Annotated in this window: 17 protein-coding genes; 13 read left to right on the top strand and 4 right to left on the bottom strand. The window is 61.6% G+C overall.

All coding sequences use genetic code 11. The features are described 5' to 3' along the window. Window positions 1-66: 66 nt before the first annotated feature. Both ftsB and ispD read left to right on the top strand, forming a co-directional pair. Window positions 67-348: a cell division protein FtsB gene (gene ftsB / locus PVV54_RS20250; protein ID WP_023534037.1), complete on the top strand. Its 282-nt coding sequence runs from the start codon at window positions 67-69 to the stop codon at window positions 346-348. Then, complete coding sequence (ispD, locus tag PVV54_RS20245) at window positions 345-1,052, top strand: 2-C-methyl-D-erythritol 4-phosphate cytidylyltransferase (protein WP_274906940.1); 708 nt, start codon at window positions 345-347, stop codon at window positions 1,050-1,052. The genes ftsB and ispD overlap by 4 nt, the downstream gene beginning before the upstream one ends. 35 nt (window positions 1,053-1,087) lie before the next feature. On the opposite strand, the gene PVV54_RS20240 is transcribed toward ispD, so the two are convergent. Beyond that, the gene (locus tag PVV54_RS20240; RefSeq protein ID WP_274906939.1) at window positions 1,088-1,984 is read right to left on the bottom strand and encodes a LysR substrate-binding domain-containing protein; all 897 of its coding nucleotides are present in this window, start codon (window positions 1,982-1,984) and stop codon (window positions 1,088-1,090) included. A 108-nt stretch (window positions 1,985-2,092) separates the two neighbouring features. Between PVV54_RS20240 and PVV54_RS20235 the strand changes: the two genes are divergently transcribed. The 8 genes from PVV54_RS20235 to rpoS all read left to right on the top strand — a co-directional run bounded on the left by PVV54_RS20235 (window position 2,093) and on the right by rpoS (window position 9,252). Further along, window positions 2,093-3,205 carry an S-(hydroxymethyl)glutathione dehydrogenase/class III alcohol dehydrogenase gene (locus tag PVV54_RS20235; RefSeq protein WP_274906938.1) on the top strand — a complete coding sequence of 371 codons (1,113 nt, stop codon included), beginning with the start codon at window positions 2,093-2,095 and terminating at the stop codon, window positions 3,203-3,205. A gap of 8 nt (window positions 3,206-3,213) precedes the next feature. Continuing rightward, window positions 3,214-4,068, top strand: coding sequence for an S-formylglutathione hydrolase (gene fghA / locus PVV54_RS20230; RefSeq protein ID WP_274906937.1), 855 nt, complete (start codon window positions 3,214-3,216; stop codon window positions 4,066-4,068). 81 nt (window positions 4,069-4,149) lie between these two features. Further along, entirely contained in the window at window positions 4,150-4,623 is a 474-nt protein-coding gene (gene ispF / locus PVV54_RS20225; RefSeq protein WP_274906936.1) for a 2-C-methyl-D-erythritol 2,4-cyclodiphosphate synthase, read from the top strand. Beyond that, entirely contained in the window at window positions 4,620-5,678 is a 1,059-nt protein-coding gene (truD, locus tag PVV54_RS20220) for a tRNA pseudouridine(13) synthase TruD (protein WP_274906935.1), read from the top strand. Before ispF ends, truD begins: the two co-directional genes overlap by 4 nt. Continuing rightward, entirely contained in the window at window positions 5,666-6,415 is a 750-nt protein-coding gene (gene surE, locus PVV54_RS20215) for a 5'/3'-nucleotidase SurE (protein ID WP_274906934.1), read from the top strand. Before truD ends, surE begins: the two co-directional genes overlap by 13 nt. 38 nt (window positions 6,416-6,453) lie before the next feature. Continuing rightward, window positions 6,454-7,092 carry a protein-L-isoaspartate(D-aspartate) O-methyltransferase gene (locus PVV54_RS20210; protein ID WP_274910473.1) on the top strand — a complete coding sequence of 213 codons (639 nt, stop codon included), beginning with the start codon at window positions 6,454-6,456 and terminating at the stop codon, window positions 7,090-7,092. 186 nt (window positions 7,093-7,278) lie between these two features. After that, the gene (locus PVV54_RS20205) at window positions 7,279-8,136 is read left to right on the top strand and encodes a peptidoglycan DD-metalloendopeptidase family protein (protein ID WP_274906933.1); all 858 of its coding nucleotides are present in this window, start codon (window positions 7,279-7,281) and stop codon (window positions 8,134-8,136) included. A gap of 108 nt (window positions 8,137-8,244) precedes the next feature. Further along, window positions 8,245-9,252, top strand: coding sequence for an RNA polymerase sigma factor RpoS (rpoS, locus tag PVV54_RS20200; RefSeq protein ID WP_274906932.1), 1,008 nt, complete (start codon window positions 8,245-8,247; stop codon window positions 9,250-9,252). Between the two features lie 504 nt (window positions 9,253-9,756). On the opposite strand, the gene fdxA is transcribed toward rpoS, so the two are convergent. Next, complete coding sequence (gene fdxA, locus PVV54_RS20195; RefSeq protein WP_051097441.1) at window positions 9,757-10,080, bottom strand: ferredoxin FdxA; 324 nt, start codon at window positions 10,078-10,080, stop codon at window positions 9,757-9,759. Between the two features lie 141 nt (window positions 10,081-10,221). Then, on the bottom strand, window positions 10,222-12,795 hold the full coding sequence (gene mutS / locus PVV54_RS20190) for a DNA mismatch repair protein MutS (protein ID WP_274906931.1): 2,574 nt from the start codon (window positions 12,793-12,795) through the stop codon (window positions 10,222-10,224). 146 nt (window positions 12,796-12,941) lie between these two features. Between mutS and PVV54_RS20185 the strand changes: the two genes are divergently transcribed. The 3 genes from PVV54_RS20185 (at window position 12,942) to recX (ending at window position 15,087) form a co-directional block, all read left to right on the top strand. Beyond that, window positions 12,942-13,424 carry a CinA family protein gene (locus PVV54_RS20185; RefSeq protein ID WP_274906930.1) on the top strand — a complete coding sequence of 161 codons (483 nt, stop codon included), beginning with the start codon at window positions 12,942-12,944 and terminating at the stop codon, window positions 13,422-13,424. A gap of 103 nt (window positions 13,425-13,527) precedes the next feature. Further along, entirely contained in the window at window positions 13,528-14,595 is a 1,068-nt protein-coding gene (gene recA, locus PVV54_RS20180) for a recombinase RecA (protein ID WP_274906929.1), read from the top strand. A 21-nt stretch (window positions 14,596-14,616) separates the two neighbouring features. Further along, window positions 14,617-15,087 carry a recombination regulator RecX gene (gene recX, locus PVV54_RS20175; RefSeq protein WP_274906928.1) on the top strand — a complete coding sequence of 157 codons (471 nt, stop codon included), beginning with the start codon at window positions 14,617-14,619 and terminating at the stop codon, window positions 15,085-15,087. A gap of 13 nt (window positions 15,088-15,100) precedes the next feature. On the opposite strand, the gene PVV54_RS20170 is transcribed toward recX, so the two are convergent. After that, complete coding sequence (locus PVV54_RS20170; protein WP_274906927.1) at window positions 15,101-16,219, bottom strand: LOG family protein; 1,119 nt, start codon at window positions 16,217-16,219, stop codon at window positions 15,101-15,103. Window positions 16,220-16,462 lie beyond the last annotated feature (243 nt).

Below are 16,462 nucleotides of genomic sequence, written 5' to 3'. Positions count from 1 at the left end.
CCTCGGCCAGGCTTCGTGCTATTTGAGAGGCCCGTGTGCGGCGGTCTTTTTAACCTGGATACCTTGATGCGCAGTCCCTATTGGTTGTTCCTTGTCCTGCTCTTGCTGCTCGGTGGCCTGCAGTATCGCCTGTGGGTGGGTAACGGCAGCCTGGCGCAAGTGGCCGAGCTCAAGCAGCAAATCGACGAACAGCATGCCGAGAACGAGCGGCTGCTGGAGCGTAACCGCGTGCTCGATGCCGAGGTGCTGGAGCTGAAAAAAGGCATGGAGACCGTCGAAGAACGGGCTCGTCATGAATTGGGAATGGTCAAAGAGGGCGAAACCCTCTTCCAGCTGCCACAAAAATGATCGATACGTTACCGGCCTTCTGGGCCGTGATTCCTGCCGCGGGCGTTGGTGCCCGCATGGCTGCCGACCGCCCCAAGCAATACCTGGAGCTGGCCGGGCAGACCATCCTCGAGCATAGCCTCGACTGTTTTCTGGGCCATCCGTCGCTTAAGGGCGTGGTGGTCAGTGTTGCCGAAGACGACCCTTACTGGCCGGGTTTGCGCTGTGCTGTTGACCCGCGTATTCAGCGGGCGTCCGGCGGGCGTGAGCGTGCCGATTCGGTGCTGAATGCGCTGTTGTTGTTGCATGCCCAAGGGGCGGCGGACAGCGACTGGGTGCTGGTACATGATGCGGCAAGGCCGAACCTGGCACGCTCGGATTTGGACCGACTTTTGACCGAGCTGGCGGATGACCCGGTGGGTGGTCTGTTGGCGGTGCCTGCCCGGGATACGCTCAAGCGCGCCGATTCCAATGGCCGTGTCAGCGCGACCGTGGACCGCAGCACCATCTGGCAGGCCTATACGCCGCAGATGTTCCGCCTCGGGGCGTTGCACCGGGCGTTGGCTGAGTGCCTGGTGTCTGATGTGGTGGTGACCGACGAGGCCTCGGCCATCGAATGGTCGGGGTTGGCGCCGAAGCTGGTGGAAGGGCGCAGTGACAATATCAAGGTGACCCGGCCTGAAGATCTGGAATGGTTGCGCCAGCGGTGGTCAGGCAGGCGCTGAAATTGCTGGGACCACGCAGTGGCCCCAGGATACGGTCAGGCATGACGGTACTCCGGCAACCCCGCCAACCCTTGCTTCAAAAAATCCACCAACCGCCTGACCTTCGGCGAAAGATGCCGCTGCTGCGGATACAACGCCCACACCGCCGTATTCGGCGGCTGATGCGCCTCCAGCAGCGAAACCAGCGCACCACTGTTCAAATGCTCGAGCACGTAATAATCCGGCAATTGGCACAACCCCACCCCCTGCAACGCCGCATCCAGCACCGCCTGCCCACTGTTGCACCGCCAGTTGCCCTGCACCCGCTGGGTGATTTCGCGCCCGTCCTGCTGCAACGCCCACAAATCCGTGCTGCCTACCAGGCAGTTGTGCCGCGCCAGTTCCGAAAGGCTGTGTGGCCGCCCGTAGCGCTCCAGGTATGCCAGTGATGCACACAGGTACATGCGCCGCGGCGCCAGACGCGTCGCGACCAGCCGGGAGTCCGCCAGGCGGCCGAGGCGGATGGCCAGGTCCATGCCTTCGTGTACCAGGTCGAGCGTGCGGTTGCTCAACTCCACATCCACCCGCAACTGCGGGTACAGCGCCATGAAGCGCGTCACCAGCGGCACGATAAAGCGCTCGCCATACGCCACGGCGCACGTCATGCGCAGCAACCCCTTGGGCTCGCTGGACAAGTCACCCATCGCCCGCAGTGCCTCTTCGCGGCCATCCTGCAACCGCTGGCAATGCTGCAAAAACGTCTGGCCGGCCTCGCTCAGCGTCACCCGCCGAGTGCTGCGGTACAGCAGGCGGGTTTGCAGGCGTTCTTCAAGGCGGGCTATTTGCCGGCTGATGTGCGATGAGGACACGCCCAAGCGTTCCGCTGCGGCCGTAAACTGCCCGGACTCGGCAACGGCGACAAACTCGTCAATGCCTTCCCAGCGACTGCTCATTGATTATCCCTGTGCGGCAATAATGTTTTGTCTTTGCCTGGATTATTCATCAAATCGGCATGAATTACACTGCTGGACTGAATCAGCCCTCTTGTTTGGAGACCTTTGATGATCAAGTCCCGCGCAGCCGTAGCCTTCGAGGCCAAGAAACCCCTGGAAATCGTAGAAGTGGACGTGGCCATGCCCAAGGCGGGCGAAGTCCTGCTGCGCGTGGTAGCCAGCGGCGTCTGCCACACTGACGCCTACACCCTGTCGGGTGCTGACCCCGAAGGTATCTTCCCGTCGATTCTGGGCCATGAAGGTGGCGCCATCGTCGAAGCCGTGGGCGAGGGCGTCACCTCGGTGGCGGTCGGCGACCACGTGATCCCGCTGTACACGCCAGAGTGCGGCCAGTGCAAATTCTGCCGTTCGGGCAAGACCAACCTGTGCCAGGCCATCCGCGCCACCCAGGGCAAGGGCCTGATGCCGGACGGCACCACCCGCTTCTCGTACAAAGGCCAGCAGCTGTTCCATTACATGGGTACTTCGACCTTCTCCGAGTACACCGTGCTGCCGGAAATTTCCGTGGCCAAGATTCAGAAAGAGGCCCCGCTGGAAAAGGTCTGCCTGCTGGGTTGCGGCGTGACCACCGGTATCGGCGCCGTGCTGAACACCGCGAAGGTCAAGCCGGGTGATACCGTGGCCATCTTCGGTTTGGGTGGCATTGGCCTTTCGGCGGTCATTGGTGCGGTCAAGGCCAAGGCTTCGCGCATCATCGCCATCGATATCAACCCGGCCAAGTTCGAAATCGCCCGCCAGCTGGGTGCCACCGACTGCATCAACCCGAAAGACTACGACCGCCCGATCCAGGAAGTGATCGTCGACCTGACCGATGGCGGCGTGGACTTCTCGTTCGAGTGCATCGGCAACGTGCAACTGATGCGTGCAGCCTTGGAGTGCTGCCACAAGGGTTGGGGCGAGTCGGTGATCATTGGCGTTGCCGGTGCGGGCCAGGAAATCGCTACCCGCCCGTTCCAGCTGGTGACCGGCCGCGTATGGCGCGGTTCGGCATTCGGTGGGGTGCGTGGCCGTACCGAATTGCCAAGCTATGTGGAAATGTCCGAAAAGGGTGAAATCCCGCTGGATACCTTCATCACCCACACCATGGGCCTGGAGGACATCAACAAAGCCTTCGACTTGATGCATGAAGGCAAGAGCATCCGCAGCGTGATCCACTTCTGAGGTCAGCTATGAGCCTGGATAACATCTCCTGCCAGAAAAGCTTCGGCGGCTGGCACAAGCGTTACCGGCATCACTCCAAGGTGCTGGGCTGCGACATGGTGTTTGCCGTGTACCTGCCACCGCAGGCCGAGCAGGGCGAGAAGCTGCCAGTGCTTTACTGGCTCAGCGGCCTGACCTGCACCGATGAAAACTTCATGCAGAAGGCCGGTGCCCAGCGCTTGGCCGCCGAGCTTGGGCTGATCATCGTTGCCCCCGACACCAGCCCGCGCGGCGAGCAGGTGCCGGGCGACCCGGATGGTGCCTGGGATTTTGGCCTTGGTGCAGGGTTCTACCTGAACGCCACCCAGCAACCGTGGGCGCAGCATTACCGCATGCATGACTACGTGGTGCAGGAGTTGCCGGCACTGATCGAAGCGCATTTCCCGGCTTCCGATCAGCGCAGCATCAGTGGCCACTCGATGGGGGGCCACGGCGCGCTGGTGTGTGCCTTGCGCAACCCGGGCCGTTATCGCTCCGTGTCGGCGTTCTCGCCCATCACAAACCCGATGGATTGCCCGTGGGGTGAAAAGGCGTTCAGCCGTTATCTGGGTGACGACCGTGCCCGTTGGCGCGAGTGGGATGCCAGTGTGCTGCTGGCTGAAACGCCTGCTGGCCAGTGCCCACCGTTGCTGGTGGATCAGGGCGATCGGGACGACTTTCTCGAGAAGCAGCTCAAGCCCGAAGCGCTGGAGCAGGCTGCACGCAAGGGCGGGCATACGTTGACATTGCGCTTGCAGCCTGGCTACGACCATAGCTACTACTTCATTGCCAGCTTCATTGATGAGCACTTGAGGCACCATGCAATGGCATTGGGGCGCTTGTAACGCGTTAGTCCATCACTGTAGGAGCCCATTAGCGGCTAAAGCAGGTAGAATCACGCCCTGACTCAATCAGGGCGTTTTTCTATGCGTATTGGCCACGGCTACGATGTGCACCGTTTTTGCGACGGTGATTTCATTACCCTGGGCGGGGTGCGTATCCCCCACAAATACGGCCTGCTGGCCCATTCCGACGGTGACGTGCTGCTGCACGCCCTGAGCGATGCCTTGCTCGGCGCAGCTGCGCTGGGTGACATCGGCAAGCACTTCCCCGACACCGACCCGCAATTCAAAGGCGCCGACAGCCGCGTGCTGCTGCGCCATGTGGTTGGCATCGTGCGCGCCAAGGGCTGGAAGGTGGGCAACATCGACGCCACCATCATTGCCCAGGCACCCAAGATGGCCCCGCACATCGAGGCGATGCGCCAGTTGATTGCCGAAGACCTTCAAGTCGTACTCGACCAGGTCAACGTCAAAGCCACCACTACAGAAAAGCTTGGCTTCGCCGGCCGCGAGGAGGGCATCGCCGTGCATTCGGTTGCCCTGCTATTGCCAGCATGACCGAACTGGAACTGCTGGGCCCGCGTGCATCGGGCGAGTCGTTGGGCGCCGCGGTGCTCAAGGCAGTCGCAGACGACTTCCAGGTCGACGAGGTGCTCGACATCCCGTTGTCCGGCCAGGGTGAGCACCTGTGGTTGTGGGTCGAAAAGCGTGACCTCAATACCGAGGAAGCTGCCCGCCGCCTGGCGCGTGCAGCCGGCGTACCGGTGCGTGCGATCAGCTATGCCGGCCTCAAGGACCGTCAGGCCCTGACCCGCCAGTGGTTCAGTTTGCACCTGCCGGGCAAGGCTGACCCTGACCTGTCGCGTGCCGAAGACGCCACGCTGCGCGTGCTCAAACAAGTCCGCCACCAGCGCAAGCTGCAGCGTGGGGCCCATTCGGCCAACGGTTTCACCTTGCGCCTGACTGCGCTGGCCGCTGATCATCAGGCCCTTGATGCACGGCTCGAAAACATTAAACAGCACGGTGTGCCTAACTACTTCGGCAGCCAACGTTTTGGCCATGGCGGCGGCAATGTTCAGGACGCTCTGCACTGGGCCGAGCGCAAAGCGCTGCCAGAGCAGCGTAATGTCCGTTCCCGTCTGCTCTCGGCTGCGCGCAGCTACGTTTTCAACCAGGTGCTGGCGGCCCGTGTTGCCGACGGCAGCTGGCAGCATGCCCAGGTTGGGGACTTGCTCGCGTTCACCGATAGCCGTAGCTTTTTCCCTGCGGGTGAGCAGGAATGCTCCGATCCGCGGTTGGCCATTCTAGACCTGCACCCTACCGGCCCGATGTGGGGTGAAGGCCCGACCCCCGCCACTGGCAAGCCTTCCGAGCTGGAGTCGGCCGTTGCCGGGCAACACCCGGCACTGTGCCAATGGTTGGCCAATGCGGGCATGAGTCACGAACGGCGCATCCTGCGTCTCCCTATTGGCGGCCTTACGTGGCATTATCCCGAGCCTGATATCCTGCAACTGGAATTCGTCCTTCCGGCCGGATGCTTCGCCACCGTGGTGGTGCGCGAACTCGTCGATCTGGTGCCGGCAGGGCAGACGGACAGCCCATGCGTATTCTGATTTCGAATGACGACGGTGTTACCGCACCAGGCATTGCCGCGCTTCACGGCGCGCTGGCAGATTATGCCGACTGTGTGGTGATCGCACCGGATCAAGACAAAAGCGGCGCCGGCAGCTCGCTGACGCTCGATCGCCCGCTGCATCCGCAAACCTTGGCGAACGGCTTCATCAGCCTTAACGGCACGCCCACCGACTGTGTGCACCTGGGGCTCAACGGCCTGCTGCCGCAGGTGCCGGACATGGTGGTTTCAGGCATCAACCTCGGTGCCAACCTGGGTGATGACGTGCTTTATTCCGGCACGGTTGCCGCCGCGCTGGAAGGCCGTTTCCTGGGGGGGACGTCGCTGGCGTTTTCGCTGCTGTCGCGCCAGCCCGGCAACCTGCCTGCCGCGGCGTACATTGCCCGCCGGCTGGTAGAGGCGCAGTCGCGCCTGGAGCTGCCGCCGCGTACGGTGCTAAACGTCAATATCCCCAACTTGCCGCTGGAGCACATCCGCGGCATCCAGGTGACTCGCCTGGGGCATCGCGCACGAGCGGCTGCCCCCACCAAGGTGGTCAACCCACGTGGCAAGGAAGGCTACTGGATTGCAGTGGCTGGCGACGCCGAGGACGGCGGGCCCGGCACCGACTTCCATGCGGTCATGCAGGGCTATGTGTCGATCACACCGCTGCAACTGGACCGCACGTTCAACGATGCCTTCGAGCAGCTTCACGGTTGGCTGGAGGGCGTGCTCTGATGCGCGAACAGGACGATCTGCAGCGTCGCGGCATCGGCATGACCTCCCAGCGCACCCGGGAGCGCCTGATCCAGCGCTTGTGTGAAGAAGGCGTCTCCAACACCAAGGTGCTCGATGCCATCCGCCGTACGCCGCGCCATCTGTTCGTGGACGAGGCGTTGGCCCATCGTGCGTATGAAGACACCGCGCTGCCGATCGGGCATAACCAGACCATCTCCCAGCCGTTCATGGTTGCGCACATGAGTGAGCTGCTGCTGGAGGCGGGGCCGCTGGACAAGGTGCTGGAGATCGGTACCGGCTCCGGTTACCAGACGGCGATCCTGGCGCAAGTGGTCGAGCGCGTGTTTTCGGTAGAGCGGATCAAGGTGCTGCAAGACCGCGCCAAGGAGCGCCTGGTAGAGCTTAACCTGCGCAACGTGGTGTTCCGATGGGGTGATGGCTGTGATGGCTGGCAGGCGCTGGCGCCTTACAATGGCATCATCGTCACGGCAGTGGCGCCCGAAGTGCCCCAGGCGCTGCTCGACCAGCTGGCGCCTGGCGGGCGCATGGTAATCCCGGTTGGCCCGGCTGGCGAGGTTCAGCAATTGATGCTGATCGTGCGTGAAGAGCACGGCTTCTCGCGTCGAGTGCTGGGTGCGGTGCGCTTCGTACCGCTGCTCAATGGCCCGCTGGCCTGAGTAACAGGGAATATTTGCGGCGGCGACGAATTCTTGCCGTATCGCCCTGTCTATCTGGCGGGGCATCCCGGTCTTTGATCCGGCCACCGTGCCGGCCCTTTCATTGGGGGCTGGCGTGTTTATAATTGCAACAATATTGCATTTCTTGTCGTATTATCGATTTTCGGCACCATGAGGGGAGCGCGGGTGGGGCACACAGTCATTCGGCAGCGCAAGGATCGGGCGGGTTTGAAGCTTCTGGTGATTGCGCTGGCCATAGGCACCCTGCTGACGGGTTGCTCCAGCACCAGTTCGAGCGGCGCGCGCGTGGTCGACCGCAACAACTCGGCACCCAAGCGCCCGACCGTGACCTCTGGCCAGTACATCGTCAAGCCTGGCGATACCCTGTTCTCCATCGCCTTCCGTTATGGTTGGGATTACAAAGAGCTGGCTGCGCGCAACGGCATCGGTGCGCCTTACACCATTCGCCCCGGTCAGGCGATCCGCTTCAGCAGCGGCTCCACTGGCAGTACAACCGTGGTATCGAGCCCGTCCTCTTCGAGCAAGACAACGGTCATTCGTCGCCCTGTTGGATCGTCTATCAGCACCCCCGCCAGCGGCGGAAAAACGACGCCAACAACCCCCGCCACGCCTACGCCGGTCGTTACCACGGTGCCCGCCGCAGAGCGGGCGGTGGGTGGTTGGACCTGGCCGGCCAATGGTGTGCTCATTGGAAAATTTGCTTCAAACGGTAGTTTGAATAAAGGCATTGATATCGCCGGTGATTTGGGACAGCCTGTTTTTGCTGCGTCTGATGGAGCGGTGGTTTACGCCGGGAGTGGCTTGAGGGGCTACGGCGAACTGATCATCATCAAGCACAGCGATACCTACGTCAGTGCCTACGGTCATAACCGCAGGCTGTTGGTTCGGGAGGGGCAGCAGGTCAAGGCAGGGCAGTCGATTGCTGAAATGGGGTCTACGGGCACTGATCGGGTGAAGCTGCATTTCGAGATTCGCCGCCAGGGCAAACCCGTCGATCCACTCCAGTTCCTGCCACGCCGTTGATCGTTGTACCCGGCCTGTTCCTGTGATGTGGTGGGGACAGGCTCTAGCGATGCCAAGGAACCAGGTGCCGCTCGAGTCTGAGTTCGAACTCAGCAAAGGACTATAACAATGGCTCTCAGTAAAGAAGCGCCGGAGTTTGACATCGACGATGAGCTGCTCTTGATGGAGACGGGCATCGTTTTGGAAACGGATGTGGTGTCAGACGAACCTGCTGTACCTTCGGTTCGGACCAGGGCCAAATCAGGCTCTTCGCTCAAGCAACACAAGTACATCGATTACAGCCGGGCGCTTGATGCCACCCAGTTGTATCTCAACGAGATTGGATTCTCGCCTCTGCTCTCGCCGGAAGAGGAAGTCCATTTTGCGCGCCTGTCGCAAAAGGGTGACCCCGCTGGCCGTAAGCGCATGATCGAAAGCAACCTGCGCCTGGTTGTGAAAATTGCCCGTCGTTACGTGAACCGTGGCCTGTCATTGCTCGACCTGATCGAGGAAGGCAACCTGGGCCTGATCCGTGCGGTCGAGAAATTCGACCCGGAGCGCGGTTTCCGTTTTTCGACCTATGCGACCTGGTGGATCCGCCAGACCATCGAGCGGGCGATTATGAACCAGACTCGCACCATTCGCCTGCCGATCCATGTGGTCAAGGAACTCAACGTTTACCTGCGTGCCGCGCGGGAACTGACCCAGAAGCTCGACCACGAGCCATCGCCGGAAGAAATCGCCACCTTGCTTGAGAAGCCGGTGACCGAGGTGAAACGCATGCTCGGGCTGAACGAGCGTGTGTCTTCGGTGGATGTATCGCTGGGGCCAGACTCGGACAAAACGCTGCTTGATACCCTGACCGACGACCGCCCCACTGACCCGTGCGAGCTGCTGCAGGACGATGACCTGTCACAGAGTATCGACCAGTGGCTGGGTGAGCTGACCGACAAGCAGCGGGAAGTGGTGGTGCGCCGCTTCGGCCTGCGTGGGCACGAGAGCAGCACCCTGGAGGACGTTGGCCTGGAAATTGGCCTGACCCGTGAGCGGGTGCGGCAGATCCAGGTTGAGGGGCTCAAGCGCCTGCGGGAGATTCTTGAAAAGAACGGCCTGTCCAGCGAGTCGCTGTTCCAGTAAAGCGGTTCACGCTGTACATAAAACGCCCCGATGATTCGGGGCGTTTTTGTTTGTACGTTTTTTGATCACGTTGGCTGAGGGGGCTCGCTGAATGCTGTGTCCAGCGCTACCGCAGATGCATTGTGTGTAAGCCTTTGCTTACTCGTTGTGTAGGACTTCTGTGTCAGTAGCAGTAAAGCATTGTCGTTTTCAATCAGTGAAAAGTCGTATGTTACTGAAATTTCTGACATTTCTTTATATGTGGAAATGTGTCCCCCGTAATGTCTTGAGATATCTCGCAGTTGCCTGCCCAGCGCAAATCGCTAGTATTCGAACTGTGCACACGGACAAGCACAGGCTTCCAGGGAGGAGGCCAGGGACATCGCAAGACGCGATTCATCAGGATGATGTTTGGGACAATCAGGGACTACGGAAAAAATGTGGGCGGGTCAAACCGCCCCTTTTTTTTGCCCGCCGTATACTAAAAAGGCCCGCGGATGCGGGCCTTTTCGTTGCTGGAAGCGATCAGCGCTCCAGGTCGGCAATCTTGCCGGTCTTGCCATCCCACTCTTCGGCGTCTGGCAGGGCATCCTTGCGTTCGGTGATGTTCGGCCAGATTTCAGCCAGCTCGGCGTTGAGCTCGATGAAGTTCTCCATGCCCGCAGGGATTTCGTCTTCCGAGAAGATCGCCTGGGCCGGGCATTCAGGCTCGCACAGTGCACAATCGATGCACTCGTCCGGGTGAATGACCAGGAAGTTCGGGCCTTCGTAGAAGCAGTCCACCGGGCAGACTTCCACGCAGTCGGTGTATTTGCATTTGATGCAGTTGTCGGTGACGACGAAGGTCATTTCTAATTTTCTCCTCAGGCGACGGCGGCGGCCCCTTCCTCTCAGGGCCGCGCGGTTTACTGGCATGTGGCTGCAGGCCAGGCTAATAACCTGCAGCACCAGCAAACCGCGGCGGATTCTACCAGCTTGTAGTGGGCGCCGTTATAACAGGTTCTTTAGTTGATATAGCATTTCGATAGCTTGACGAGGGGTCATATCGTCAAGGTCCAGCTTGCCCAGCTTCTCGATGGCTGGATGCGGCAGGCTGGCAAACAGATCGCTCTGGTGCGGCACTTGTGGTTCGCCCTTGGCTTTCTGGGGAGCAGGTTGCTCATGGGGCAGGCTGGTGGTCTCCAGCCGGCCCAGATGCTCGCGTGCACGCTGGATGACCTGGCCGGGTACACCGGCCAGCTGTGCCACGGCCAGGCCGTAACTTTGGCTGGCAGGGCCGGGCAGCACGTGGTGCAGGAACACGATGCGCTCGTTGTGCTCGGTGGCGTTCAGGTGCACGTTGGCCACCAGCGGCTCACTTTCCGGCAGCACGGTCAGCTCGAAGTAGTGGGTAGCGAACAGCGTGTAGGCACGCAGTTGCGCCAGGCGTTCGGCTGCAGCCCAGGCCAGCGACAGGCCGTCGAAGGTGCTGGTGCCACGGCCCACTTCGTCCATCAGCACCAGGCTGCGGTCGGTGGCGTTGTGCAGGATGTTGGCCGTTTCGCTCATCTCGACCATGAAGGTCGAGCGCCCGCCTGCGAGGTCGTCGCTGGAGCCAATACGCGTGAAGATGCGGTCGACCAACGACAGTTCACAACTGGCCGCCGGTACGAAGCTGCCGATATGCGCCATCAGCACAATCAGTGCGGTCTGGCGCATGTAGGTAGATTTACCGCCCATGTTCGGGCCTGTAATGATCAGCATGCGGGTGCTGTCGTCCAGGCCCAGGTCGTTGGCCACGAACGGCGTGGTGAGTACCTGTTCCACCACCGGGTGGCGACCTTGTTCGATGCGCAGGCACGGCTCGCTGACGAAACGTGGGCAGTTCAGGTCGAGGTTCAGCGCGCGCTCGGCAAGGTTGCTCAGCACGTCCAGCTCGGCGAGCGCGGCGGCGCTGTCCTGCAGCGGCGCCAGGTGGCTGATCAGGGTTTCGAGCAGGGCGTCGTAGAGCATCTTCTCGCGGGCCAGGGCGCGGCTCTTGGCCGACAGTGCCTTGTCCTCGAATGCTTTGAGCTCTGGGGTGATGAAGCGCTCGGCGCCCTTGAGCGTCTGACGACGGATGTAGTCGCCCGGGGCCTGCTCGGCTTGCTTGGTTGGCAGCTCGATGAAGTAGCCATGTACGCGGTTGTAGCCGACTTTGAGGTTGGCCAGGCCGGTGCGGGCCTTTTCGCGGGCCTCCAGGTCGATGAGGAACTGGCCGGCGTTCTCGCTGATGGCGAGCAGCTCGTCAAGTTCGCTGTCGTAACCGTTTTTAAGCACGCCGCCGTCACGGATTACCGCCGGCGGGTTGTCGATGATGGCGCGCTCCAGCAGGCTGGCCAGCTCCGGGTAGGTGCCGGTGATGGCTGCCAGGCGAGCCAGGTGTGGCGCTTCGAGCTCGCTCATTGCGTTCTGCAGCTCAGGCAAGGCGCCGAGCGCGTCACGCAGGCGGGCAAGGTCACGCGGGCGGGCATTGCGCAGGCCGATACGGGCGAGAATACGCTCGATATCGCCAATTTCCTTGAGCTGCGGTTGCAGCTTCTCGAAGCGGTAACCGTCGAGCAGGCAGCGGATCGAGTCCTGGCGTGACTGCAGCACCTTGAGGTCACGCAGCGGGCGGTTCAGCCAGCGCGTCAGCAAGCGGCTGGCCATCGCCGTCTGGCAGCGGTCGATCACCGATTGCAGGGTATTGTCGCGCCCGCCGGCCAGGTTGACGTCCAGCTCCAGGTTGCGGCGGCTGGCGCCATCCAGAATCACCGTATCGTCCATGCGCTCGTGGCGCAGGCTGCGCAGGTGGGGCAGGGCGGTGCGCTGGGTTTCTTTCGCGTAGGTCAGCAGGCAGCCGGCGGCGCCGATGGCCAGGGTAAGCTTGTCGCAGCCGAAGCCCTTGAGGTCTTTGGTCGCAAACTGTTGGCACAAGGCTTTACGTGCCGAGTCGCGGTCGAAGTCCCACGGCGCGCGGCGGCGGGCGCCGGGGCGCTTTTCGGCGGGCAGGTCGCGCGGCCAGTCGTCGGGGATCAACAGCTCGACCGGGTTCAGGCGCTCAAGTTCGGCCAGCAGGTTTTCCCAGCCCTTGATCTCTTGCACGCTGAAGTTGCCGCTGGTGATATCCAGCACGGCCAGGCCGAACAGGCGTTCGTCACCCAGCAGCGCGGCGATCAGGTTGTCGCGGCGCTCGTCGAGCAACGCTTCGTCGCTGACCGTGCCGGGGGTGATGATACGCACCACCTGGCGTTCCACCGGGCCCTTGCTGGTGGCTGGGTCGCCGATCTGCTCGCAGATCACCACCGACTCGCCCAGCTTGACCAGCTTGGCCAGGTAGCCTTCCAGCGAGTGGAACGGAATCCCGCACATGGGGATGGACTGGCCAGCCGACTGACCGCGCGCGGTCAGGGTGATATCCAGCAGTTTTGCGGCCTTCTTCGCATCTTCGTAGAAGATTTCGTAGAAGTCGCCCATGCGGTAGAACATCAGTTGGTCTGGGTGCTGGTTTTTCAGCTTCCAGTACTGTTGCATCATCGGGGTGTGTGCGGAAAGATCAGACATTCAGGGCCTTACAGCGGGTAATCTGGTTGGCGGCGATAAAACCCGCAATGGTACAGGCTTTTTCAGTGAGATGCAGGCGGTGCAAGGGGTCCCCTTCGTTGAGTGGGGGTGCTAGGGTGGCGCCACGTCTTCTTGAGGAGCCTGCGATGGACCCGATTACTGCTCTCGCCGCCCGCCTGGGCGAGCACCTGCGCCACCTGGGTGCCCAGGTCACCACGGCCGAATCCTGTACCGGTGGTGGCATCGCCGAGGCAATCACCCGCGTTTCCGGCAGTTCAGCCTGGTTCGAAGCTGGCTATGTAACCTATTCCAATGCCCAGAAAACCCGCCAGCTGGATGTGCCCGAAGTGCTGTTCGGCCAAGTCGGCGCGGTCAGCCAGGAGGTGGTCGAGGCCATGGCGCGTGGCGCACAGGCCGCAAGCGGCGCGCGTTTTGCCGTGGCGGTCAGCGGTATCGCCGGGCCTGACGGTGGTTCGCCGGCCAAGCCGGTGGGTACGGTGTGGCTGGCCTGGGCCGATGGTGACCGCGTCATCAGCGAGCGGCGCCACTTCGATGGCGACCGCGAAGCGGTGCGCCGACAGACGGTGATCGCCGCGTTAGACGGCTTGTTACAGCTTGGCACCGACTAAATCGACGACAGGGGTTTGCTCAAGCGTTTCCCTGTGGAATAATACTGGCTACTTATACAGGTATTCCGGCCGTCAGGGCCAAGTCGAACACGTGAGGATTTCAATGGACGACAACAAGAAGCGCGCCTTGGCTGCGGCCCTGGGTCAAATCGAACGCCAATTCGGCAAGGGCGCCGTCATGCGCATGGGCGACCATGAGCGTCAAGGTATTCCTGCCATCTCCACGGGTTCCCTGGGCCTGGACATCGCCCTCGGCATCGGCGGCCTGCCAAAAGGCCGTATCGTCGAGATCTACGGCCCGGAGTCTTCCGGTAAAACCACGCTGACCCTGTCGGTGATCGCCGAAGCCCAGAAGAGCGGTGCCACCTGCGCGTTCGTCGACGCCGAACACGCGCTGGACCCGGAGTACGCCGGCAAGCTGGGCGTCAACGTCGACGACCTGCTGGTCTCGCAGCCGGACACCGGCGAACAGGCGCTGGAAATCACCGACATGCTGGTGCGCTCCAACGCTGTTGACGTCATCATCGTCGACTCCGTGGCGGCCCTGGTACCGAAGGCCGAGATCGAAGGCGAAATGGGTGACATGCACGTCGGCCTGCAGGCCCGTCTGATGTCCCAGGCGCTGCGTAAGATTACCGGTAACATCAAGAACGCCAACTGCCTGGTCATCTTCATCAACCAGATCCGTATGAAGATCGGTGTGATGTTCGGTAGCCCGGAAACCACCACCGGTGGTAACGCCCTGAAGTTCTACGCCTCGGTGCGTCTGGACATCCGTCGCACTGGCGCGGTCAAGGAAGGCGACGAGGTGGTCGGTAGCGAAACCCGCGTCAAAATCGTCAAGAACAAGGTCTCGCCGCCGTTCCGTCAGGCCGAGTTCCAGATTCTTTACGGCAAGGGTATCTACCGTAACGGCGAAATCATCGACCTGGGCGTGTCGCAGGGCCTGGTGGAAAAGTCGGGTGCCTGGTACAGCTACCAAGGCAACAAAATCGGTCAGGGCAAGGCAAACGCCGCCAAGTACCTGCAAGAGAACCCGGCCATTGGCGCAGAGATCGAAAAGCAGATCCGCGACAAGCTGCTTAACGCTGGCGCCGTTGCTGCCGCTGGCAAAGCCGCTGCTGCAGACGCAGATGCGGGTGACCTGGCTGATGCCGACGCCGGTTATTGATTGCATGGCTGCTAGCTGAACATGTCCGTCGTACTCGACACCCCCGTCGCGGTTCGGCGGGCAGCCATGGACCTGCTCGCGCGCCGCGAGCACGGTCGCGTCGAACTGACGCGCAAGTTGCGTCAGCGAGGCGCTGAGGACGAGTTGATCGAGCCAGCGCTTGATCGGCTCGCCGAAGAAGGGTTGCTCAGCGAAGCCCGCTATCTAGAGAGCTTTATCCGGCATCGCTCTAGTGCGGGTTACGGCCCTGCACGTATTCGTGAAGAGCTTGGTCAGCGCGGGCTCAACCGTGGCGACATTGATCAGGCTTTGCGTGAAAGCGGCTTGAATTGGGCGGAGTTGTTAAGGGAAACCTGGCAGCGCAAGTTTGCCGGGCAACGCCCGCAGGACCCCCGCAGCCGCGCCCAGCAGACGCGATTTCTGGCTTATCGGGGTTACCCGATGGACATGATCGGCCGCCTGCTCAGCGGCCGAGACCTGGACGATTTCTGACTGTTCCTGCGCATCAACTTACCTTCAAGGCTTCCCTCGCGCGCTGCGTCGTGTGCATGGGCTGTGGCTTGGCCCAGTTCTCCGGCAGGTTGATGAAGTCCACCAACTCCCTCAACCGGCCCTGATCACGGCCATTGAAGGCAAAGGTCAACCGGGTCAGGTGGCTGTAGCTCCCCACTTCATGCTCGGCTCCGCTGTCGGGTTGTTGGTGATACTTGCCACTGAGCCGCAAGTCGGCAAAGCCTTCCTGAATTTCATGCAGCGCAGCCTCACTCAACCGGTGGTGCATGCGTACTACGAACTGGTTCTTCAGCCAACGGCTTGAGTGGTAGTTGCTGTAGAACTGGTTGATCTCTTCCACTGCCTCATCGGCACTGTGTACCAGCCGCAACAGCTTCAGGTCGGTGGGCAGGATGTAGCGGTTTTCTTCAAGCTGACGGCTGATGAAGTCCAGGCAATCACGCCAGAACGTACCGCCAGGTGAGTCCAGCAATACGACGGGCACCAGTGGGCTCTTGCCGGTCTGGATCAGGGTCAACACTTCCAGCGCTTCATCCAGTGTCCCGAAGCCCCCGGGGCAGAGCACCAAGGCATCAGCTTCCTTCACGAAGAACAGTTTGCGGATAAAGAAAAAGTGGAACGGTAGCAGCTTGTCGGTGCCGCCCACCGTGGCATTGGCGTGTTGTTCGAAGGGCAGCGTGATATTGAACCCCAGGCTGTGTTCATTGCCTGCCCCTTCGTGGGCCGCGGCCATGATGCCGCCCCCGGCACCGGTGATGACCATCAGGTCCGAGCGCGCCAACGTTGCACCCAGCTCACGGGCCAACGCGTACATGGGGTGTTCCAGTGGCGTGCGGGCTGAACCGAACACCGTCACCTTGCGGCGCCCTTTGTAGCGCTGAAGTGTGCGGAACGACTGGTCCAGTTCGCGCAGTGCCTGCAGAGTGATTTTTGCGCTCCAGCGGTCTGTGTCTTCGTGGGCCATGCGCAAGATGGTCAGCATCATGTCGCGGTAAAGGGGCAGGTTGGGGCTGTTCGGTGCGACCAGTTGCAGTTGCTGGTCGATCTTGCTCAGGTCGATGCCGCTGTCCCTGAAATGGTTGAACAAGAGTTCGTTCGATAGGTAAGGCATTCAACGTCTCCTTCTGCAGCAAAACCGCTGACCGCGCCAGTGGCCTGGCATGGCCGCGACACTGCGTGTGTCGCTGGCTGCTGTGGCTCGAGTGTGTAGCCCGAGCATTGCAGTAGATCGAATTGTTGCGGTGGCTTTGCTATCAATCTAGACCCTTGCACCCGATCGTGCAGGCTGGATTGAATCGCCCGCTCGTCGGTGCGCAGCCACCTGGCACGAGGGTTTGGTTAACTGGGAGGGCAA

It is taken from the genome of Pseudomonas sp. PSKL.D1 (genome assembly GCF_028898945.1).
Taxonomy (GTDB): Bacteria; Pseudomonadota; Gammaproteobacteria; order Pseudomonadales; family Pseudomonadaceae; genus Aquipseudomonas.
This window is presented reverse-complemented; position numbering and strand designations above follow the sequence as displayed.